The sequence below is a fragment of the Streptomyces spirodelae genome (genome assembly GCF_017676385.1).
Classification (GTDB): Bacteria; Actinomycetota; Actinomycetes; order Streptomycetales; family Streptomycetaceae; genus Streptomyces; species Streptomyces spirodelae.
In genome coordinates, this window is sequence record NZ_JAFFZN010000014.1 from 166,163 (window position 1) to 187,140 (window position 20,978).

General features: G+C 70.8%; 18 protein-coding genes. 14 read left to right on the forward strand and 4 right to left on the reverse strand.

All coding sequences use genetic code 11. The annotated features are described in order from the left end of the window. Positions 1-46: 46 nt before the first annotated feature. Positions 47-961 (forward strand): SDR family oxidoreductase, encoded by a 915-nt coding sequence (locus tag JW592_RS17035; RefSeq protein ID WP_209265961.1) that lies wholly within the window; start codon positions 47-49, stop codon positions 959-961. A 42-nt stretch (positions 962-1,003) separates the two neighbouring features. On the opposite strand, the gene JW592_RS33380 is transcribed toward JW592_RS17035, so the two are convergent. Further along, entirely contained in the window at positions 1,004-1,294 is a 291-nt protein-coding gene (locus JW592_RS33380) for a CDGSH iron-sulfur domain-containing protein (protein WP_307805440.1), read from the reverse strand. After that, positions 1,275-1,907, reverse strand: coding sequence for a HemK2/MTQ2 family protein methyltransferase (locus JW592_RS17045; protein ID WP_307805441.1), 633 nt, complete (start codon positions 1,905-1,907; stop codon positions 1,275-1,277). The genes JW592_RS33380 and JW592_RS17045 overlap by 20 nt, the downstream gene beginning before the upstream one ends. 171 nt (positions 1,908-2,078) lie before the next feature. On the opposite strand from JW592_RS17045, the gene JW592_RS17050 reads away from it, so the two are divergent. From JW592_RS17050 to JW592_RS17085, 8 genes are all read left to right on the forward strand, one after another. Continuing rightward, the gene (locus JW592_RS17050) at positions 2,079-2,645 is read left to right on the forward strand and encodes a hemerythrin domain-containing protein (protein ID WP_209265963.1); all 567 of its coding nucleotides are present in this window, start codon (positions 2,079-2,081) and stop codon (positions 2,643-2,645) included. Between the two features lie 172 nt (positions 2,646-2,817). Beyond that, entirely contained in the window at positions 2,818-4,593 is a 1,776-nt protein-coding gene (locus JW592_RS17055; protein WP_372446526.1) for a hypothetical protein, read from the forward strand. Then, positions 4,590-5,681 (forward strand): NADH-quinone oxidoreductase subunit B family protein, encoded by a 1,092-nt coding sequence (locus JW592_RS17060; RefSeq protein WP_209265964.1) that lies wholly within the window; start codon positions 4,590-4,592, stop codon positions 5,679-5,681. Before JW592_RS17055 ends, JW592_RS17060 begins: the two co-directional genes overlap by 4 nt. A 57-nt stretch (positions 5,682-5,738) precedes the next feature. Next, complete coding sequence (locus JW592_RS17065) at positions 5,739-7,559, forward strand: nickel-dependent hydrogenase large subunit (protein WP_209265965.1); 1,821 nt, start codon at positions 5,739-5,741, stop codon at positions 7,557-7,559. Beyond that, positions 7,552-8,097, forward strand: coding sequence for a NifU-related iron-sulfur-binding protein (locus tag JW592_RS17070; RefSeq protein ID WP_209265966.1), 546 nt, complete (start codon positions 7,552-7,554; stop codon positions 8,095-8,097). Before JW592_RS17065 ends, JW592_RS17070 begins: the two co-directional genes overlap by 8 nt. Then, the gene (locus JW592_RS17075; protein ID WP_209265967.1) at positions 8,094-8,696 is read left to right on the forward strand and encodes a DUF5947 family protein; all 603 of its coding nucleotides are present in this window, start codon (positions 8,094-8,096) and stop codon (positions 8,694-8,696) included. Before JW592_RS17070 ends, JW592_RS17075 begins: the two co-directional genes overlap by 4 nt. A 26-nt stretch (positions 8,697-8,722) precedes the next feature. Continuing rightward, a complete protein-coding gene (locus JW592_RS17080; protein WP_209265992.1) occupies positions 8,723-8,929 on the forward strand; it encodes a hypothetical protein in 207 nt (68 codons plus the stop codon). Positions 8,930-9,248: 319 nt separating this feature from the next. Then, complete coding sequence (locus JW592_RS17085; RefSeq protein ID WP_209265994.1) at positions 9,249-9,476, forward strand: hypothetical protein; 228 nt, start codon at positions 9,249-9,251, stop codon at positions 9,474-9,476. 16 nt (positions 9,477-9,492) lie between these two features. On the opposite strand, the gene JW592_RS17090 is transcribed toward JW592_RS17085, so the two are convergent. Both JW592_RS17090 and JW592_RS17095 read right to left on the reverse strand, forming a co-directional pair. Continuing rightward, on the reverse strand, positions 9,493-10,596 hold the full coding sequence (locus tag JW592_RS17090) for a YihY/virulence factor BrkB family protein (protein ID WP_209265968.1): 1,104 nt from the start codon (positions 10,594-10,596) through the stop codon (positions 9,493-9,495). A gap of 279 nt (positions 10,597-10,875) precedes the next feature. Continuing rightward, on the reverse strand, positions 10,876-11,313 hold the full coding sequence (locus JW592_RS17095) for an SPW repeat protein (protein WP_209265969.1): 438 nt from the start codon (positions 11,311-11,313) through the stop codon (positions 10,876-10,878). Between the two features lie 204 nt (positions 11,314-11,517). Here JW592_RS17095 and JW592_RS17100 point away from each other — a divergent pair, with 204 nt between their 5' ends. From JW592_RS17100 to JW592_RS17120, 5 genes are all read left to right on the forward strand, one after another. After that, entirely contained in the window at positions 11,518-14,004 is a 2,487-nt protein-coding gene (locus JW592_RS17100; protein ID WP_209265970.1) for an outer membrane protein assembly factor BamB family protein, read from the forward strand. Positions 14,005-14,066: 62 nt separating this feature from the next. After that, positions 14,067-16,265 (forward strand): outer membrane protein assembly factor BamB family protein, encoded by a 2,199-nt coding sequence (locus JW592_RS17105; RefSeq protein ID WP_209265971.1) that lies wholly within the window; start codon positions 14,067-14,069, stop codon positions 16,263-16,265. A 4-nt stretch (positions 16,266-16,269) separates the two neighbouring features. Beyond that, positions 16,270-18,441, forward strand: a complete 2,172-nt coding sequence (locus JW592_RS17110) for a serine/threonine-protein kinase (RefSeq protein WP_209265972.1) — start codon at positions 16,270-16,272, stop codon at positions 18,439-18,441. A gap of 33 nt (positions 18,442-18,474) precedes the next feature. Further along, positions 18,475-20,556: a protein kinase domain-containing protein gene (locus JW592_RS17115; RefSeq protein ID WP_209265973.1), complete on the forward strand. Its 2,082-nt coding sequence runs from the start codon at positions 18,475-18,477 to the stop codon at positions 20,554-20,556. 151 nt (positions 20,557-20,707) lie between these two features. After that, positions 20,708-20,974, forward strand: a complete 267-nt coding sequence (locus JW592_RS17120; RefSeq protein ID WP_209265974.1) for a WXG100 family type VII secretion target — start codon at positions 20,708-20,710, stop codon at positions 20,972-20,974. Positions 20,975-20,978: the final 4 nt, after the last annotated feature.

Consider the following 20,978-nt stretch of genomic DNA (forward strand, 5'->3'; position numbering starts at 1 on the left):
GCACCGCGGGCCCGGCACCGTCGCGAACCCGGAACCGGAGGAGAACATGAGCGCAGACGGCAACGGCAACCGCGGCACCAACGAGCCGACCGGCGGCCACCCGGCGGACAAGCACCCCAAGCCGGAGTTCCCGCAGCAGGAGCAGACCCATCCGGGTGACACCGAGGCCATGGAACCCCGTCCCGACCACGGGGAGCGCACCTACCGGGGCAGCGGACGGCTGGCGGACCGGCGCACTCTGATCACCGGCGGGGACTCGGGCATCGGCCGAGCCGTCGCTCTCGCCTACGCCCGCGAGGGCGCCGACGTCGCCTTCAGCCATCTGCCCGAGGAGGAGAACGAGGCGCGCGAAACCACCCGGCTGGTGGAGGACGCGGGCCGCCGAGCAGTCGCCGTACCCTGCGACATCCGCGAGGAAGCGGAGTGCCGCCGCCTGGTGGAGCGCACCGTGCGCGAGTTCGGCCGGATCGACGTACTGGTCAACAACGCGGCCTTCCAGATGGCGCAGTCCGGCGGCATCGACGACATCAGCACCGAGCAGTTCGACCGGGTGGTGCGCACCAACCTCTACGGCATGTTCTGGGTCACCAAGCTGGCGCTCGCCCACATCCCGCAGGGCGGCTGCGTCATCAACAGCACTTCCGTACAGGCATACCAGCCCAAGCCGTATCTGCTGGACTACGCCATGACCAAGGGCGGCATCGTCACCTTCACCCAGGGCCTCGCGCAGAACCTGGCCGAGCGCGGCATCCGCGTCAACGCCGTGGCGCCGGGCCCCGTCTGGACGCCGCTGATCCCCTCGACGCTGCCCGACACCTCCGAGTTCGGCGCCAAGAGCCTGCTGCAACGCCCCGCGCAGCCGGCCGAGATGGCGCCGGGCTATGTCTTCCTCGCCTCCGATGACGCCAACTACGTGACCGCGGAGGTCCTCAACGCGACCGGCGGTACCCCGCTGCCCTGAGAGGCGCGACGCTGCAAGGAGAGGTGCCGCTGCGAGCTGTGGTCATGCGGGGCGGGAGCGGCGGCGGTGACTGGTGTCGCACCAGGGGTAGGTGCGGCTGCGGCGGCAGGTGCACAGTGCCGTCATGAAGCGGTCGGAGACGACCGTGCTCCCGTCGTCGAGACGGACCTCCACGGGACCTTCCACCAGTACGGGCCCGCCCTGCTCCAGGGTCACCCGGCGCCGGTCGCGGCGCGGTTCGGAGTGCGGTTCGGGGCGCGGTTCGCGCTCGCGCGGGTCGCCGGGCCCGGTCGCGGTGCGGGGAGGCGGCTGCTCATCGGGTGAGGTCGGCACGGATGACCACCAGTTCCTCGTGTCGCTGTCCAGGAGCGATCAGTCGCTGCTGCTCCAGCCAGTGCGCACGCTCCCGCAGTACGGGGCCGAACGGCTGGGTACGGCGCGCCGTCACCGCCGCCTTCAGGCCCGCCTCGGTCAACATGTCCAGGGTCCGCTGTGATCCGCTCAGCGCGGAGTGCACCACCAGCAGGACGCCGTTCCGGGCGAGCAGCCGGGGTGCGGACTCGCACAGCCGGTCCAGCACGCCGCGCCCGTCCCGGCCGGCGTTCCAGGCGCGGGCCCGGCGTGGGCCGGAGCGCCCGCACGGTCCCGCGTGCGGCACATACGGGGGGTTGGCCGTCACGATGTCGTAGCGGCCCGTGGCGCGTGCCAGGAAGTCTCCGCGGTGCACCCGGACGGGCAGCCCCCGCAGCCGGGCGTTCCAGTCGGCGGCCAGCGCCGCCCGAGCCGAGACGTCCACGGCGTGCACCTCGGCGGCGCCCAGCCGGGCGCCGGCCAGCGCGACGATGCCGGTGCCTGTGCACACGTCCAGCATCCGCGCGCCGCGCGGTACGGCGGCGTCGGCCAGCGCTTCGAGCAGCAGGTCGGAATCGCCTTGCGGTGGGTACACACCCGGCGGTCTCAGGAGCCACACACGTCACGGTGTTCCAGGCCCGGCACCGGCTAAACGCTCACCCTGCCTCCTCGGCCCCCCGGGTGGCGGGAGGTTAGCCCGCCGTGCCGCGCGGGGACCCGGTTTCCTCGAAGCGAGCTTGGAGACAGCCCACTGGGAGGAGACGCCATGGGACATGGTGGAACGGTCATCGAAGAACTCACCACGGACCACCGCGAGGTGGAGGAGCTCTTTGCCAAGATCGAGGCACTGCCGCCCGGGGACGAGAAGCGCAAGGGGTACGCGGACCAGGCCACGATCGAACTGGTGCGCCACTCCATCGCGGAGGAGGAGTACCTGTACCCGGCGGTACGCTCCCACGTACCCGGCGGGGACGAGCTCGCGGACAAGGAGCTGGAGGACCACAAGGGCGCCGAACGGCTGATGAAGGACCTCGAGGGCCTGCACGTCGGCGACCCGGCCTTCGACCACATCCTGACCAGCCTGATCCAGGAGGTCCGCTCCCATGTGAGTGACGAGGAGGACAACCTCTTCCCCCGGCTCAAGGAAGTGCTGCCGCGACTGGAGCTCACCGAACTGGGCGACAAGGTCCGGCAGGCCAAGAAGACCGCACCCACCCGCCCGCACCCCACCAGCCCTCACCAGCCGCCCGCCCTCAAGGCCGTGGCCCCGGGGGTCGGCCTCGTCGACCGCGCCCGCGACGCGCTCAGCGGCCGGGGCAAGCAGCAGGACTGAGCCGGCGGCCGGGCCCGGTCCCGGCCGCCGGGACCGGCCCGCGTCCCCCGCCGCCACCTGGGCGTACCTCGCGACACCGGCAGCGCCAAAATGGGCAAAGTCTAAAAAATGGTGCAAATATGGACGCCGGTGTGTGGAGGCGCCATGAGCGCCGTGGACCGGGAGGCGCGAGGTGGACGATCCGGTGCGTACGGAGCGCGGTGGGCCCTGCACGGCTGACGCGTTCGCACAGGCGCGCGCTGTCGCCGACGCCATCTGCTACGAGGGATACCTGCTCTACCCGTACCGCCGCAGCTCCCCGAAGAACCGGGTGCGCTGGCAGTTCGGCGTCCTCGCGCCGCGCGACTGGGTGGCGGCCGACGGCACCGGACAGCCCGGCGTCTCCGGCGCGGCCGAGTCCTGGTACCAGCAGACCCAGTGCCTGTTCGAGGCCGATCCCGGCGCCGTGCTGCGTCTCCGGGTGCGCTACCTCCAGGCCCGGCGCAAGACGGTGGAGCGGCGCGGCGGCACCGAGGGCCGGTGGGAGGCCGTGGAAGCCCTGGACGTGGCCGGTGAGCTGCATCTGTCCTTCGACGAGGCGGTACCGCGTGAGACCGATATCGAGGTGCCGCTGACTGATCTGCTGACGGGTGAGGAGCTGACGTATCCGGTCGGGGCGCCCGGAGGCACCGAGGTCCAGCCGCTGGAGACCCAGGGTGCCGAGCAGGCGCGCGTCGTACGCCACCGGCACCCGCTGCGGGCCCGTACCACCCTGTACGCCGAACGGGTCGACGGCCTGTACCGCCTCACCGTACGAACGGAGAACACCGACAGCACCCCTCCACCCGGCACCCCGCGGGAAGAGGCGCTGCGTCACGCGCTGCTGGCCACCCACACCCTGCTCGGCGGCGACGGCCTGAGCTTCCTCTCGCTGATCGACCCGCCCGCCGAGGCAGCGGCACACGCGCGGGCCTGCCGGAATGTCCGCACCTTCCCGGTCCTGGCCGGTCCTGAGGGCAGCCGGCGGATGATGTTCTCCTCGCCCATCCTGCTGGGCGACCACCCGCAGGTCGCCCCCGAGAGCCCGGGCGATCTGCACGACGCGGCCGAGATCGACGAGATCCTCTCGCTGCGCACCCTGCTGCTGACCGACGAGGAGAAGCGCGAGGCCCGCGCCACCGACCCGCGTGCCGCCGCGATCCTCGACCGGGTCGAGAGCATGCCGCAGGAGGTCTTCGCCCGGCTGCACGGCGTCCTGCGCTCCACCGAGCCGTCCGGCACCGGCAGGCCCACCCACCCGGACCCGCCGGACCCCCGGCCCGGGCCCGGCGCCGGACCCCCGGCCCGCGATCACTCCCCCCACCCCCCAGGGCCGGTCCCCTGGTGGCAGGAGGGCGGGGACGAGGGACTGAGCCCGGCGACCGACAGCGTCCCGGTGGACGGCGTCGCGGTACGGCGCGGCCACCGGGTGCGGCTGCGGCCCCGCGGCCGGGGCGCGGACGCGCAGGACATGTTCCTGGCCGGGCGCACCGCACAGGTCGAGGGCGTCTTCCACGACGTGGACGGCAGCGTGCATCTCGCCGTCTCGGTGGAGGACGATCCCGCCGCCGAACTGAACGCCTGGTACGGCAGGTTCTTCTACTTCCGCCCCGATGAGGTCCAGCCCTTGGGCGGCGCCGGTTGCGCTTCCTTCGACGCAGAGAGGCCCGAGGGATGCCCGGACGGGCAGCAGGCGATCGACGCACACGTGGCCGAGGAAGAGGGCCGGCTGACGCCCGAGCTGCGCGAGGCCGTCGACCAGCAGACCCTGGACGAGCCGGGCCGGGAACTGGGGAAGGCCGAACGCGCCGCGCCGAGCCGGCCCCACCCGCACGCCCCCGACCAGCCACCGGCTCCTGCCATGGCGGCACCTGTCGCCGGTGTCTACGACCGACTCCGCGACCGGCTGCAAGGGAGGCCGAGGACATGACCATCGAAAGCGGCACCACCCGCACGAGTGAGCACCCGTCACACGCAGAGAAACGGCAGGGTATCGAAGAGATCGACATCCTCTGGATCTCCGAGGGGATGAGCTGCGACGGCGACACCGTCTCGATGACGGCCGCCGACCAGCCCTCCATCGAGGACCTCGTACTGGGCCTCGTGCCCGGCCTGCCGAAGGTGAACGTGCACAACAAAGTGCTCTCGCCCACCTCCGGCGGCGAGGAGTTCCTCGCTCCGTTCCGGGCAGCGGCCCGCGGCGAGGCCGAGCGGCCGTTCATCCTCGTCATCGAGGGCTCGATCCCCAACCAGAACATCATCGAGGGCGACGGCTTCTGGACGTCCTTCGGCAACGACGAGGAGACCGGCGAACCCCTCACCCTCAACTGGTGGCTCGACAACCTCGCGCACCGGGCATGGGCGGTCGTCGCCGCCGGGACCTGCGCCACGTACGGCGGCATCCACGCCATGGCGGGGAACCCGACCGGCTCCATGGGACTCGCGGACTACCTCGGCTGGGACTGCAAGTCGCAGGGCGCACTGCCGGTCGTCAACGTGCCGGGCTGCCCGATCCAGCCCGAGAACTTCATGGAGACCCTGGTCTGGGTGCTCTACCACGCGGCCGGGGACGCACCGCCCCCGCCGCTGGACCACATGCTGCGGCCGCAGTGGCTGTTCGGCAAGACCGTGCACGAGGGCTGCGACCGGGCCGCCTACTACGAGCAGGGCGACTTCGCCAAGGACTACAACTCGCCCAAGTGCCAGGTGAAGGTGGGCTGCTGGGGGCCGGTGGTCAACTGCAACGTGCCCAAGCGCGGCTGGATGTCGGGTGTGGGCGGCTGCCCCAACGTGGGCGGCATCTGCATCGGCTGTACGATGCCGGGCTTCCCCGACGCGTTCATGCCCTTCATGGACGAACCCCCCGGCGGCAACCTCTCCTCCATGCTGATCCGGCCGTACGGCGCTTTCATCCGGCGGATGCGCGGCATCACCAACATCGCCGTGAACCAGGAGCCCAAGTGGCACCACAACCGGCCCGAGCTCACCAGCGGCTACACCCCACGCTGGCGCGCCTGACCCGCGCGACCGAGACAGCGTGACCCACCCAGCGCGACCGACGAGGTAAGGACTGAGATGACGGCAACGGCGGCCCGGCCCGAGGCAGGGCGCAAGACCCCGCAAGTGGTCGACATGTCCTGGGACCCGATCACCCGGATCATCGGCAATCTCGGCATCTATACGAAGGTCGACTTCGCCAACCGCGAGGTGACCGAGTGCCGCAGCACCTCGTCGCTCTTCCGGGGTTACTCGGTGTTCATGAGGGGGAAGGACCCGCGGGACGCCGGCTTCATCACCAGCCGTATCTGCGGCATCTGCGGTGACAACCACACCACCTGCTCCAACTACGCACAGCAGATGGCCTACGGGGTCAAGCCGCCGCCGCTCGCCGAGCACATCACCAACCTCGGCGAGGCCGCCGAGTACATGTTCGACCACACCATCTTCCAGGACAACATGGTCTTCGTCGACTTCTGCGAGGCCATGGTCAAGGCCACCAACCCCGGCGTCCTGGCCAAGGCGGAGAAGACCCCGGCACCGCACGGGAACATCCACGGCTTCCGCACCATCGCCGACATCATGCGCGCCTTCAACCCGTTCGAGGGAGCGGTCTACAAGGAGGCGCTGCAGGTCAGCCGCGTCACGCGGGAGATGTTCTGCAAGATGGAGGGCCGCCACGTCCACCCCTCGACCATGTATCCCGGCGGCGTGGGCACCATGCCCGAGCCCACCACCTTCACCGACTACCTCAGCCGGCTGATGAAGGTCCTCGACTTCATCAAGAAGTCCGTCGTCATGAACGACGACGTCTTCGACTTCTTCTACGAGGCGCTGCCCGGCTACGAGGAGGTGGGCCGCCGCCGGATCATGCTCGGCTGCTGGGGCGCCTGGCAGGACCACGCCAGCTGCGACTACCGGTACGAGAACATGGGCACCTGGGGCAAGGCGATGTACGTCACCCCGGGCATCATCGTCGACGGCGAACTGGTCACCAACAATCTCGTCGACATCAACCTCGGCATGCGCATTCTGCTGGGCAGCTCCTACTACGAGGACTGGGTGAACGAGGAGCCGTTCGTCACCCACGACCCGCTGGGCAACCCCGTGGACATGCGCCACCCCTGGAACCAGACCACCGTCCCCGCTCCGCAGAAGCGGAACTTCGACGACAAGTACAGCTGGGTGATGAGCCCGCGCTGGTTCGACAAGCGCACCGGCGACCACCTCGCGCTGGACACGGGCGGCGGCCCGCTGGCCCGGCTGTGGTCGACGGCGCTCAACGGGCTGGTGGAGACCGACTACGTCAAGGCCACCGGGCACAGCGTGCGGATCACCCTCCCGAAGAGCGCTCAGCTGCCGGAGACGACCCTGGAGTGGAAGATCCCCAAGTGGTCGAACACGCTGGAGCGCGACCGGGCCCGGCCCTACTTCATCGCCTACTCCGCCGCCATGGCCTTCGACTTCGTGGAGCGGGCACTGAACCTGGTGCGTGCGGGCGACACCAAGATCTTCAACGACTTCGAGCTGCCCGACGAGGCGATCGGCTGCGGCTTCCACGAGGCGGTGCGCGGCGTCCTGTCGCACCATCTGGTGATCAAGGACAAGAAGATCGCCAACTACCACCCGTACCCGCCCACCCCCTGGAACGCCAGCCCCCAGGACAACTTCGGCAACCTGGGGCCGTACGAGGACGCCGTTCAGGGCCAGCCGATCTTCGAGGAGAACGGCCCCGACGACTTCAAGGGCGTCGACATCATGCGCACCGTCCGCAGCTTCGACCCCTGCCTGCCCTGCGGCGTCCATATGTACCTCGGCAAGGGCAAGGAACTGCAGCAGACGCACTCGCCGATGTTCGGCGCGGGCGCGGGCGCCGGTACGGGAGCGGGCCATGGGTGAACCGTCCCGGCCGGCGGACGCGGAGGTCGAAGCGCGCCTGGTCCGTCTCGACTCACTCCTCGAACGCGTGGAGCAGGTGGCAGGACCGACCGCCGACGCGGCCCGCGAGGCCGTACGCGGGCTGACGGAGCTCTACGGCGAGGCGCTGGCACGGGTCCGCGACCTCGCGGGTCCTGACGTGACAGCCCGGCTGACCGGCGACCAACTGCTCGACCACCTTCTCGTCCTGCACGGACTGCACCCAGAGCCGGTCGAGCGACGGGTCGCCGCCGCCGTCGACCGGATCGCCGAGGTCCTCCGCCGCCGCGGCGCCACCGTCGAACTCGTGGGCATCGAAGGGTCGGTGGCCTCCGTCCGGCTCACCACCAAGGGCTGCGGCGGCTCCTCATCCGGTGTGGAGGAGGCCGTGCGCGAGGCCGTACTCGCCGCCGCGCCCGAACTCTCCGATGTGCGCCCGGTGGCGGAGCGGACGGCCCCCGCCTTCGTACCGCTGGAGTCGCTGCTGCCCGCCGCCGCACCGGCCGCGAGGCCGGCATGACCTCCGGTGCTCTCGCCCGCGTCATCCGCGAGGCCGCCGACCGGACCGGGGACCACGCTCGGCCCCAGGACCCCGAACGCTGCGAGCTGTGCGCCGACCTGGTGCCCGAGGAGCACCGGCATCTGCTGGACACCACGGCCGACCAGGTGCTGTGTGCCTGCCGGGCGTGCTCGCTGCTGTTCACGCGGGACGCCGCCAGTGAGGGCCACTATCTGCTGATCCCGCGGCGTCGCCGACGCCTCGGCCCGGTCCCGACCGCGCCGCTGGGGGTCCCGGTCGGCCTCGCCTTCTTCGTACCGCGCTCCGACGGCGGCGTACGCGCCCACTACCCCAGCCCCGCGGGGCCGACCCGCTGGGAGGTCGAGCCCGCGGCGTGGCGGGAGACCGTCGCGCGGTGCCCCGAACTGGCCACCCTGGCGGCCGATGTCGAGGCGCTGCTCGTCAACACGGTCCAGGGCCGCGAACAGCACTGGATCGTTCCGGTCGACGACTGCTTCCGCATGGTGGCCGTCGTACGGCGGGAGTGGCGGGGCCTCTCCGGCGGCAGCCGGGTGTGGCCCGAACTCGACCGCTTCTTCGCCGAACTGACCGAGCAGTGATGGACGCTGACGAACAGGAGGACGCCATGGGCCGTATCCGCATCGGAAAGCCCCAGGTGAAACCGGACACCCCCACCCATGTCCGGGGGCTGCACCAGGGCAACAAGGGCCTCTACAACCGCCAGCCGGGCCACCACAAGGACGGCACGGCGGATGCCCGGCGCTCGACCGGCATCCACTGGAAGAAGCACAACGCCATCATGAAGATCATGCCCAACATCTCGCCCGGCTGAGGAGCGCACCATGCAGCGACGCCTCCCGTTCCGACGTCCCAGTACGCCGTCCTGGCGTCTCCCGATGCCGTCCGGGCAGCGCCGTACGGCGCTGCCCGGGGGTGTCTCGGAGCTGTCCCGACGCATCCCTGCGCTGTCCAGGGGCTTCCCTGCGCTGTCCCGGCGCCTCCCGGAGCCGCCCGGGGACCTGTCTGCGATGGCCCGACGCCTTCCCGCGTCGGCACAGCGGCTCATGGCAGCGGCGCGTGAGCTGTCCGCGTCAGCGAGGCGTCTGCCCGCGATGGCGCGGCGGGGCACCGCGCCGGTACGGCGTCCCGTCATGCCGGCGTCGCGTCCGTCGCTGCCGGCCCGTGGCGTGACCTCGAAGTCGGCCCGGCATGCCCGCGACGGGGGCTCGTACCGGGCCAGGCGCGTTCTCTTCGGCCAGCTCGCCGTGTTCGCCACCCTCGGTCTGGCCATCTTCCTGCGGGAACTGCCCGGCCTGGCACGCGAGATCCGGATCTGGCGGATGGTCGGCTTCGGCTCCGGGGCCCGCCACCCCAGGTAGGACTCAGCGGTAGGGCTCAGCCCCCGGGCGGGGGCTCCTTCGACGGCTCGCCCGGGGGCTCCGGCGGGGGTGCGCCGTCCCCGCCGTCCGTCCCGGGCGGGTCGTCGGGCGGATCCTCAGGGGGCGGGGTGCCCGCGGGCGGCCGCTGGTGGAACTCCACAGAGACGGTCTCGAACCCCTTGAACGTCTCCGTGGTGGCGTAGGAGGTGTACGCCTTCCGGTCGGCCCAGCTCAGCCATACCCGGTCGGTGAACGGTGTCAGCAGACTGCGGGGCCACAGTCGGTGCGCCCGTACCACGCTCACCTCGGCCGCCACCACGAAGATCAGTGCGCCCAGGTAGATCCAGCCGAGCAGCCCCAGCACGATGCCGAACATCCCGTACGTCGAGCTCGCCCCGCGCAGCACATTGGTGGCGTAGTACCCACCGGCCCACTGCAGGGCCTGCCACGCGCAGGCGCCGCCCAGCGATTCCGCCCACAGCCGCCGCAGTGCCACCTGATGGTGGGTGAGGAAGCTGTAGGTGGCCAGCAGCAGCCCGGCGTTGACGGCCACGGCAGCCACTGTGATCGTCGCACGGAGTCCGGTGCCCAGGTCGGCGCCGAACGCCCTGGACTCCGAGGTCGCCACCGACAGCAGCAGTGTCACGGTCAGCCCGCATGCCACCGTCATCAGGAACAGCATCCCCTTCAGCCGCGACTTGAAGGGGTCGTGCCGCTTGTACCTGGGTACCCCCCACACCTTGTTGAGTGTGTACTGCGCGGCCTGCGCGGCCCCCAGGCTGCCGTAGAGGCTTCCCATGACACCGACCGCGAGAGCGATGCCGTTGCTGCGGAACGCGTGGATACGGCCCCGGAGCTGGTCCCCGAGTACCGGGAACTCGCCGAGCACCGAGTCCAGCAACCGCTGCTGGAGGCCCGGGTTGTCCTCCAGGAAGAAACCGAGCCCCGAGACGAACAGCAGCAGTACGGGGAAGATCGACAGGAAGGTGTAGTACGTGAGCAGCGCGACGAGGTAGAGCGCCTGGTCGTCGAAGATCTTGTAGACGACGGCGAGGGGCAGACCCGCCCAGCGGTGCCGCTGCTGAAAGGCGTCCATCCGCTGCGCCGTGCTCATGCCCATGGCCCGTCGGATGCCTCCTCGACTGTCCGTGCCCCCGCCCGTGCCCCGTCCGGCCCCTCGTCCGAGCCGCCACCCCCAGCCAACCGCAGCACGCACCGGCCCGCACCCGCTGAAGGCCATCCGGCGCCTGCCAGGACTCACGGGTTGCGGGCTCAGGGGGCAGGGCTCGGCCCAGACATACGAAACGGGCGGTGCGGTCTCTCGCAGGCCGCCCGCCCGTCGGTACGCGCGGCAGGTTCCGCGCGCCCTGTCTTCCGTTCGCGTGTCAGGCGCTGGGTGTCATGTCTTCCGTTTGCTCATGACCGCCAGCCCCATGACCGCGAGTCCGCAAAGTGCTGCCACACCTCCCGCGGCCACATTGTTGGCGATGATCTCGCCCGTAGTCGAAGCGCCGTCGATCACCCACTGGGAGATGATCACCCAGGCTCCGAGCAGCGGCGCGGTCCAACCCAGCAGATGCGTCCGCTCGTAAGCCGAACCGAAGCCCAGAGCGAGCACGGCGAAGGCGAGCCCCACGATGAGGTTGCTCACCGTCAGGCGGGTCGCCGAGTCGAAGCCGACTACCCACGGGGAGATCGCGACGTAGAGACCGGTGAGGAAGCTCAGCCCCTCCACGAGCTGAGCGGTCGGCGTGGACCCTGCCTTCTCGTACCGGGCACGCATCTCCACCAGATCGGGGTGGTGCTCGATGGTGCTGCCGGTTGTAGGCACTGCCATGGTCGTCCTCCTTCCTTGGGAGCGCCTGCGGCGAACGGGGGACCGTCCACCACCTACCCCGAGTGACCAGAGGAAGGGATAAATCACCTCATCTCATGTGATTTATACCACACGCCCCTGTGGTGTTCATAGTCGAGTACTCTCTGTGGCCGACAGAACGCGGCTGGCGTAGGCTCCCTGCCTGCGTCAGCCATAGGGGAGGGAATGGAACCGCTACGCCAGGACGATCCGCGGCGGCTCGGGCCGTACGCACTGGTCGGTCGACTGGACCCCGCGGGGGCCGAGATCCGCCCCGCCGGCCGCAGGTTCCTCGGCCTCGCACCCGGCGGGGACCGGACGGCTCTCGTCAGCACAGTGCCGGCACAGTACGCGGACGACCCCGCCTACCAGCACCGCTTCAGGACCGAGGCCCTGGCCGCTCAGCGGCTCACGGCCGGCCACTCTTGGCTGCTGCCGGTCACCGAGGCCGGCGGGAGCGAGGCGGCGCCGGTCTGGTGCGCGTCGCCGTACCGCCCCGCACTGCCGCTGCCCACGGTCGTCGAGACCCATGGGCCGTTGCCGCTCCGCACCGTGCTCGCGGTCGGTACCGCGCTCGCAGAAGCGCTGACCCAACTGCACGCGGGCGGAGCCGCCCACGCGGGCGTCACGGCCGACGCGGTCCTGCTGACCGCCGACGGCCCCCGCCTCACCGGCTACGGCACCGCCCGCGTCACGGCGCCGGACGGCGAACCCCGTACGCCGCACCCCTTCCTGGCCCCCGAGCAGATCACCGGCGGCCGCCCCCGCCCGCTGGGGGACCTCTACGCGCTCGCGACAGTGCTCCACTACGCCCTGACGGGACGCCCACAGGGGAACGCACCGGTCGAGACTGCCGACTCCCTCCCCCTCCAACTGACGGAACTCCTCGACGCATGCCAGGCCGCCGACCCGTCGGACCGCCCGTCGGCGGAGGAGTTCCTGCGCCGGTTGCCGTACCGCGGCACGGGCGCGAGCGGAGCGGACCGGCAGACGGGTCCGACGGGACCACCCCTGGCGGACCCCGGCCCGGGTCCGGGTCCGGGTCCGGGTGCCAGGGTGCTGGACGGGGGCGCGGCGCCGGGTGGCGGGGCGGGCCCGAACGGCGGCACGGTGCTGGACAGCGGCACCAGCCGTGCCGCGGGCCTGCTGATACCGGGGTGGCTGCCCAGGAGAGTGAGCGCGGCCCTCGCCGTGCAGGCAGCGGCCGTCCTCGCGGCCGAGACCGAGGAGGACCTGGCCCCCGCTGCCGTTCCCGCCCCCGCTCCCGTACCCGGCTCCGCCCCCCTCCTCGGCTCCGCCTCGGTCCCCGACCCCGCCCCAGTGCCGGTGCCGACCCAACTCGACGGCGGCGCGTCCCCCGACGGCGTGCAGGCCGCTCCCACTGGCAGGGCCGCCGTGCCGCGATCCCGGTCCGGCCGCGCGAGTGTCCTCTCCCGCCGCTCCCTGCTCACCGCCGTCGGCTCCGGCGCCGCCGGTGTCGCCGTCGGCGGCTCGGTCGCCTGGACGGCGACCACCGAGGAGCCGCGCACCCTCTCCCAGGCGGAGCGACTGGCGAGCAAGCGCAAGTCCCACAAACGCCTCAAGGGCGCGCCACCCACCCCGAAGTGGCGGTACGACTTCTCCGAACCGGCGAAGAAGTTCCTCCCCCTCCTGTGGCAGGACGAAGTCGCACTCCTCGCCGACGGAACCGCAGCGACCGGCATCGAGATACGCACCGGCGAGGAACTGTGGAGCCGTGCGAAGACCTCACCCTCCGGCCGGGCCTGGCCCCTCGGCAACGGCCTGGTCCTCCTCGCCGGCTCCGACGACCTGCTGGCGCTCAACCCCCGCGACGGCGAGGTCGAGTGGCGCTCCAAGCGCTACCGAAAAGGCGGCCGACGCCCTTACGAAAGGGTCCTCGCCGCCCACGGAAACGTCATCTGGCTCGTCGTCGGCAACGGCCACTCCTCCGCCACCCCCGACGACCGAACAGTCGCCGCCTACGACCTGGCCAAGGACCGCGAACTGTGGAGCGCCCCCCTCCCCACCGACTACCAGGAGAGCCACCTGCTCCCTGACGCACTCGTGGTGGTGACGGCGAAGAAGGGCGAGCCCAAACGCTTCACCGCGTTCAACCGCAAGACCGGCGACAAGACCTGGGCGCGCGCCTACAAGTCCGTACGAGCGGGCCAGTTCACCACGGTGGCCGCCCCGGCCACGCTCGTGGCGGCGGACAAGGGCAGGTTGCACGGGTACGAGTTGGGGGAGTCCGACGGCAAGGAGCAGTGGAAGGTCAAGGCGGCTGACACCAACGACCAGGCCGTTGATTTCTTCGGCGTTCCCACCTCCCACAAGGGCTCGGTCTACGTCGCCGACAGCGCCTACGGGGCCTACCGGATCGATGCGCGGACCGGCAAGGTCACATGGCGATCCGAGGCCGAGTTCGACCTGGAACCGGCCGACCGCGACAGCACTCCGGACACGGCCGTCACCCCGGGCGGGAAGGTGCTGGTCTCCGCGGGGGAGGTGGAGGTCGACGCGTACGAAACCCGTAACGGCACCTTGCTCTGGCGCTTCACGGACCTGGCGGGCGGCAAGTCGGGCAGCGTGCTGCAGCGGCGCCGAGTCGTGCTCAGCGACAAGTACGCGCTGGTCGTCAGCGGTCAGAGCGCCTACGCCCTGCCACTCGACTGAGGTTGCTCTGACAGGACATGCCGAAACCGACCGCACCGAAGCCTGCCTCCGGAGAAAGCCAGATGGAGACGTCCCGCCAGCCGACCCTCGACCTGGGGGAGTACCGCGCTGTCGAATGCCTCGACCCGGAGAGCAGCGGGGTGAACCGCTGGCTGGCAGTGGGGCCCGACGGCGCGCCGTCCATCGTGATGGCGCCGGACAGGACGTGGGCCGACGATCCCGGCTACCGGCTGCGCTTCTGGTCCGAGGCCAACAACTCCCGGCGGCTCACCGGCCGGGGCACGGCTCCGGTCCGGCAGGTCTCGTCCGCGCGAGCAGGCGTCCCGTGGGTCGCCTACGACTGCTTCCCCGCCCTACCCCTGACCGCCGCGCTGGCCGCACACGGAGGACCACTTCCGGCACCGGTGGTGTGGAACCTCGGCGTACTGCTGGCCGAGGCCGTACTGCGCGCCCACACCCAGGGCCTGGTCCACGCGGGCATCTCACCCCAGTCGGTCCTCGTCACCCACCAGGGCGCCCTCCTCACCGGCTACGGCCTGATGCGGGCGGCAGCGGTCGAGGGCACCGAGCGGCCGGTCGTCCCCGGCGTCGACGAACCGAGCCTCCCACCCGAACAGCGCCCCGGCAGCACCCGACCGCAACCCCCCGGCGACATCTACGCATTGGCCTCCGTCCTGCTCCTCGCGGCAGCGGGTCACTCGCAAAGCAGCCTGTCGGCGGAGCCCGGCGGCGTACTGGCCCGCTGCCACGCGACGGATCCCGCTCAGCGGCCACCAGCGGAGGAGCTGTTGCAGGCGCTGCGCGGGGCGGCGCCGGGCAACGGGGGCGAGCTTCCCCCGCGAGTCGTCGCCGCTCTCGACGCGCAGGCATCCCGGCTGCCCGCCCCGCCGACTTCTGTACCTTTCCCGGCACAAGCCCAGGTGGGGGAGCGGGTAGTTCGCCGTGCGGGCGACCAGGGCACAACGGCGACGGCTGCGGCAGTATCATCTCCGTCCTCCTCCGGCTCCCGGTTCTCGTCGTCCACGCCGTCGCGCCGCACCTTGCTCGTGACCGCTGCTTCGGCGACCGCCGGGCTGGCGGTTGGCACGGGCGGTGTGGCCGCCTGGCGGCGGTTCGCCCCCGAGAGCCGCGAGCGCGTGCCCCGGCCACCCCGTGGAGTGGCACCCGCTCCGCTGTGGCGTTTCCCCCTTCCCGAACGGGACCCCACCGGTCAGCTTCCCCTGCTCAGGGGACGGACCCTGATCATCAGTCACAAAAAGGGAATACTCGGGGTCGACGTCCACCGGGGGAAGAAGTTGTGGTCACGCGACGATGTGCTGCCGTCCCGGCTGCTGGACGCCGGCGGTGGGAACATCGTGGTGGCCGGGGGGCAAGACGGCGAGTTCCTCCTGCTCTCCGCACGTTCGGGGCGGATCAAGTGGCGTGAGAAGAAGTACTCGGCGGTCGAGTCGTCCAACCAGATGACCCTCCTGCTGGCCGGGGCAGATGGTGTGGTGTGGTTCCTCACGGAGGATTACGGTGCGGACGACGGCACGAAGATGGCCGTTGTTGCTTACAGCCTTCGAAAGCGCAACAAGCTATGGCATGCCCCGTTGCCACCGGACTACGTCGAGACCGTGACACAACCCGCGGAAGGAACCGCCGGGCCGGCGTTGCTGCGTTCTGAACTGCTCATAGCCAACACAGGTTTCGGTGCGGCGGAGCAGTATTTCACCTATATCGCCCTGGACCGGGAAAGTGGCCGACGGAAATGGAAGAGGGAGTATCAGGATCTCGGCATAGAGACTTCCGATCTTGTGCTTCCCCGGGGAGACAACACCCTCATTGCTGGAATTGTGAACGGTCTCAGGTCGATGAGTCTGTCCAGTGGAAAGGAACGTTGGACGGTCCCGGTCGAGGGAGGGGTGGACGACTCATCGGCCATGCGGAACGGTGTTCTCTATGCCACCGACAGAAAGTTGACCAGCTACGCGGTGGATGTCCGGACCGGCAAGGTGAGGTGGAAACGGCCGCACGAGAATCCCGAGGTCGAGGGCCGCGCACTCGGCGGAATGACTCTCACCGCCTCCGGCCGTACCCTGCTGCGGACCGGCCCGGCCGAGCTCGACGCTCTCGACCCCCAAGACGGCTCACTTCGGTGGCGGCTTGCCACGGCCGGCACCCGGGAGTTGTCCGGTCGGCCGGGCAACGCGGTGGTCAGTGCCGAAGGTGTGGCGATCATCGACAACCATGACAGCATCTACGCGCTCCCCGTGGACTGATCGCGTGCTCTCTCCTCTCGTACACGACGACCCGCAGACCCTTGGCCACTACCGGCTGATCGCCAGACTGGGCAGTGGCGGCATGGGTACCGTCTATCTCGGCAGGTCCCAGCGTGGGCGCACCGTCGCCCTCAAGACGCTGCACCCTGAATTCGCCGCCCAGCGGGAGTTCCGCACCCGGTTCCAGCTGGAAGTCGACGCTGCCCGGGTCATCGGAGGGCACCATGGGGCCGAGGTCGTCGATGCTGACGCCCTGGCCGAGACACCGTGGATGGCGACCGAATACGTGCTCGGACTTCCGCTGGACGACCTCGTGACCGTGTGCGGGCCACTGCCGGGGGCGGCCACCCGGGCGGCCGGTGCCCGGTTGTGCGGCGCGCTTGCCCAGCTGCATGGTTCGCACGTCGTGCACCGTGACCTGAAGCCTTCCAACATCCTCATCACGGCTCAGGGCCCCAAGATCATCGACTTCGGCATTGCGCGAGCAGCCGGTGACGACCGGCTCACCAGGACCGGAGCGGCAGCGGGCACTCCCGCCTTCATGTCGCCGGAACAGGCCACCGGCCAGGAACACACGCCAGCCGGTGACATCTTCGCCCTGGCCGGCGTTCTGGTCTTCGCTTCTAGCGGCCACGGCCCGTTCGGGACCGGCCAGACCGCCGACCTGCTCTACCGTGTCCGGTACAGCCAGCCGGATCTCTCCCAAGTGCCGGACGAACTGGTGGGCGCGCTGGAGCGTTGTCTGGCCAAGGAACCGCAGGAGCGGCCGACTGTTCAGGAACTCGGCCGACATCTGGGCGGCATCGCCGGGAAGTTCGAGGACTTCCTTCCCGATCCGGTGCTCGCGGAGATTCTGCGGCGCTGCGGCGTGGCGTGGGAGGTTCCGCCGCCCCGCTTGCCCGCGCCGCCGCTCGGGGACTCCGCGCCCGCGCCGCCGGAAGCGGCGCGGAGTGTCGGTCGCCTTCACCTGACACGGCGGCGGGCGCTGATTCTGGGCGGTGGCGCGACGCTCGCCGCTGCGGCAGCGACCGGCGGAGCGTGGGCGCTCTTCCGGCCCGACGGCGCTTCCGCAGCCAAGCAAGCCCCGTCGCCTTCTTCTGGGAAGGGGGCCGCAACCGCGCCCAAGCCCAACTGGCAGCGGCGATTCGGCGGGGAGTCCCTGCAGCCGGCGATGACGGGGGATTACGTTGCGGTTGTCAGGGACGGCCGCCTCACCACCGTCGATATGGAGGGAGAGGACGCAGGTACCAACAGGAACGTGCAGGACGAACCCCTCGTCACCGACCGCGGGCATTTCTACGGCGTGAGCGACGAGCTCATCCTCCACCGTGTGAACGCAAAAACTGCCGCATTCGGTGAATCGGTCGCCGATTTGAACGACCTTGAACTGCGGGATCTCAATGTTCACGGCCCGATCCTGATTGGTGCCTACAAGGGAACCGTTGTCGTACAGGGCATGCCGAAGCGCGGTCCCGACGACACGCTGAAGCGGCACCTCGTCGCCCTGGACACGGAGACCGGAAAGATCCGGTGGCGCGACAAGACGGAGATGGGAGCGAAAGTCGCGGCAGCGGTGCGGGGCACGCTGATCCTGGTCGACGACATCGGAAGAATCTGGGCGATCGACATGGCGAAAGGGAAGGTGACTTGGTCGAGGAAATTCGATCTGCTGATGGACGCGGGCTCGTCCGTCGGCGTCGACCCTGACGGCCACATCTACCTCGGCCTGGACGAGATCTTCGCGCTCCGGGTTTCGGACGGAAAGACGATATGGCGCTTCGGTAAGGGGAGGTCGCTGCAGGCGCCGCCGGGCCAGAAGAGCAAGCCGTACTACGGCACGCCCCTTTACAAGAAGGGCATCGTCTACTTCCTGGAGCCGGGAACCGGTGTGGTCGCCTTGGACGCACGCACGGGAAAGCTGCGCTGGGAGGCCGAAGCCGGCTGGGCAGTGGAAGTTCCGCCCGGTGCCGTACCTGCCGCCGGGGACCAGTATCTGTACTTCCCCTCCAGGGGGTCTCGACTGGTCACCGCCTTCGACCTGAAGACCCGCGCGGTGAAATGGGTCTACATCGACCCGGACAAGGTGTTGGGCCCTCCGACCCTGATGCCACACCACGGCTCACACCAACTCGTGGTCGCCACCGACCGACGGGTCCTCGCCCTCCCCCTCAAGTGATCCCAAGTGACCGAAGCTTCCGTGGAGTACGCAATGAACCCCCTTGGCACCGGTGATCCTCTGCGTCTTGGGCCGTATCGGCTGGTCGGGGTTCTGGGGGCCGGGGGGATGGGGAAGGTGTATCTGGGGCGGGACGTTGGGGGGAGGGCGGCGGCGCTGAAGGTGTTGCGGCCCGAGTTGGCGTACGACGCGGGGATGGCGCAGCGGTTCGTGCGGGAGGCGCAGGCGGCGAGTGCCGTGCGGAGCAAGGGCGTGGCGCGGGTGCTGGGGGTGCAGACCGAGGGCGGGCGGCCGTGGATCGCCACCGAGTTCCTGGCCGGGCCCACCCTGGAGGAAGCCGTGGAGCGGCACGGCCGGCTGGCGGAGGCGGCGGTGCGGGCGCTCGGCGCGGTGCTGGCGCGGACGCTGTACGACATCCACGCAGCGGGCCTGGTGCACCGGGACCTGAAGCCGTCGAACATCGTGCTGACGTCCGGCGGTCCCCGTGTGATCGATTTCGGTATCGCCCGGCCGGAGCACGGGCTGACGCTGACCACCACCGGGCAGGTGCCGGTCACGCCCGGGTACGGGCCGCCGGAGCAGGTGCTGGGGCAGCGTGTGGGGCCGGCGGCCGACGTGTTCGCGCTCGGCGCCGTGCTCGCCTTCGCGGCGACGGGCGAGCGCGCCTTCACCGGTGAGCATGTGGCGGCTGTGCAGTACGAGGTCGTGCACGGGCAGCCCCGGTTGGGCGGGCTGCCGCCAGGGCTGCTGCCGCTGGTTGCCTCCTGTTTGGACAAGGAGGCCGGCCGGCGGCCGGCGCCGGACAGGCTGGGGCAGGAGCTCGCGCCGCCCCGGGGTGCGGACCGGGAGTGGCGCAAGGGCCCGCTCGCCGAGGACATCGCCGAACGGGAGCGTGCCGCCCGCCGGTTGACGGCGCTGCCCACCGATGCGGCCGGGGACACGCCCGGGGAGGCGCGGAGCGGCCCCTCGCGGCGGCGGCTGCTCACCGCTCTCGCGGGCGGCGGCGCGCTGCTGGCGGCCGGTGGCGGCGGCGCCTGGTACTGGCTCGGTGGGGAGGAGGACGGCCGGCGGAACGGGGCGCACGAGTGGGACGCCGAACCGCTGTCGGACTACAGGAGCGGCAAGCCGCCGAACCCGTTGTGGGGTCCTCGCACGGTGGCCCGCGACGGGGGTCCGGTGCCGCTGCCGGTGCGCGATGTGGTGGTCGTCGCGGCGAAGGGCGGGGGGCTGCACGCGTACGACGTGCGCGACGGCCGGCGCCGCTGGAAGGACGACGTCTCCGTGGCGGACGACGGAGGGCTGCTCGCGGCGCCCGGGGAGCGGCCCACTGTACTCGTCACCACCTCGACCGGTGACGTTTTCGGGATCGGTGCGGACGGCAAGGACCGCTGGACGGCGCCCGCCGAGGCGGTGACCCTGCTCGCGGCCGACGCGGACGCGGTCTACCTCGTCACCAAGGGCGGCAAGCTGCGCGCAGTCGGCCTCACCTCGCACCGGCCCACCTGGACGGTGCGGCTCCCGGTCCGTTCCACGGCCGAGCACCCCGCGCGCGCTGCGGTGGCCAAGGGGCGGCTGGTGATCCACGGCTCGGACGGCAAGGTCGTCGGCGTCGACACGGCGAACGGCCGTACGGTGTGGGGTCCGCGTCGGCAGAGCGCCGAGGGCGCGGCCCTGGTTCCCGCGATCACCCGGGGCGTCGTCCACCTCGGCGGCCGCAGCCTCTCCGCACTCGACCTGGCCGACGGCTCCGAGAAGTGGACCGAACCAGCACCCGGGGACACCGGGTGGGGCGCACCCGCCCTCGACGGCGAGGTGCTCTACGCGGCGCACGGGGCCGATGTGGAGGCCCGTGCCACGGCGGACGGCGCGAGCAGGTGGACGGTGACGCTCAACACCACGACGCTCCCGAAGGACCCGCCGACCGTCCAGCGCGGCACGGCGTGGGTGGCCATGCACGAGGACGGCACCGACGGCATCGTCGCCGTGGACACGCGCAAGGGCGCTCAGGCATGGACCTTTGTGCAGGGCGCGGCCGGTCCCTGGCGGTCGGCCGCGGCGGGCAACCGCGTCTTCCTCCTCCAGGGCGAGACCCTCACCGCCATGCCGGTGATCTGACCGCACTCGGCGGCAGGGGAGACCGGGACCTGCTCCGTACGGCGATACACGGCTGTTGACGCCCTGTGACACGAACGGGCCCAGCGCGGGAGTGACTTGGGCTACCGTGCTGCAAGACGTGCCAAAGCCGGATAACGGGGAGGGTTTCCTGATGGGAATGAACGGTGCCGACCTTGAGCGCCTGCGGGAGCTCGCGGGGAAGTTCGACGGTGACGCGAACACGCTCCAGGGGCTGATCACCAGCCTGCAGAGCGCCTGCAACGACAGCGGAGGGTACTGGACCGGTGGTAAGGCGCAGCAGTTCCGCAGCGAGTGGGAGGGCCTGAAGCCGACGTTCGACAAGTTCGTGGAGACGCTGCGGGAGGCGGGCACCGCCGCGCGGACCAACGCGGACAACATCGACCACGCCACCAACTGACCCA

Bases quoted from the DNA above. Each gene is read 5' to 3' on its own strand.
- JW592_RS17035 (WP_209265961.1), top strand. From the start codon at position 47: ATGAGCGCAGACGGCAACGGCAACCGCGGCACCAACGAGCCGACCGGC.
- JW592_RS17050 (WP_209265963.1), top strand. From the start codon at position 2,079: ATGGGACATGGTGGAACGGTCATCGAAGAACTCACCACGGACCACCGC.
- JW592_RS17060 (WP_209265964.1), top strand. From the start codon at position 4,590: ATGACCATCGAAAGCGGCACCACCCGCACGAGTGAGCACCCGTCACAC.
- JW592_RS17065 (WP_209265965.1), top strand. From the start codon at position 5,739: ATGACGGCAACGGCGGCCCGGCCCGAGGCAGGGCGCAAGACCCCGCAA.
- JW592_RS17070 (WP_209265966.1), top strand. From the start codon at position 7,552: ATGGGTGAACCGTCCCGGCCGGCGGACGCGGAGGTCGAAGCGCGCCTG.
- JW592_RS17075 (WP_209265967.1), top strand. From the start codon at position 8,094: ATGACCTCCGGTGCTCTCGCCCGCGTCATCCGCGAGGCCGCCGACCGG.
- JW592_RS17080 (WP_209265992.1), top strand. From the start codon at position 8,723: ATGGGCCGTATCCGCATCGGAAAGCCCCAGGTGAAACCGGACACCCCC.
- JW592_RS17085 (WP_209265994.1), top strand. From the start codon at position 9,249: ATGCCGGCGTCGCGTCCGTCGCTGCCGGCCCGTGGCGTGACCTCGAAG.
- JW592_RS17090 (WP_209265968.1), bottom strand. From the start codon at position 10,596: ATGGGCATGAGCACGGCGCAGCGGATGGACGCCTTTCAGCAGCGGCAC.
- JW592_RS17095 (WP_209265969.1), bottom strand. From the start codon at position 11,313: ATGGCAGTGCCTACAACCGGCAGCACCATCGAGCACCACCCCGATCTG.
- JW592_RS17100 (WP_209265970.1), top strand. From the start codon at position 11,518: ATGGAACCGCTACGCCAGGACGATCCGCGGCGGCTCGGGCCGTACGCA.
- JW592_RS17105 (WP_209265971.1), top strand. From the start codon at position 14,067: ATGGAGACGTCCCGCCAGCCGACCCTCGACCTGGGGGAGTACCGCGCT.
- JW592_RS17115 (WP_209265973.1), top strand. From the start codon at position 18,475: ATGAACCCCCTTGGCACCGGTGATCCTCTGCGTCTTGGGCCGTATCGG.
- JW592_RS17120 (WP_209265974.1), top strand. From the start codon at position 20,708: ATGGGAATGAACGGTGCCGACCTTGAGCGCCTGCGGGAGCTCGCGGGG.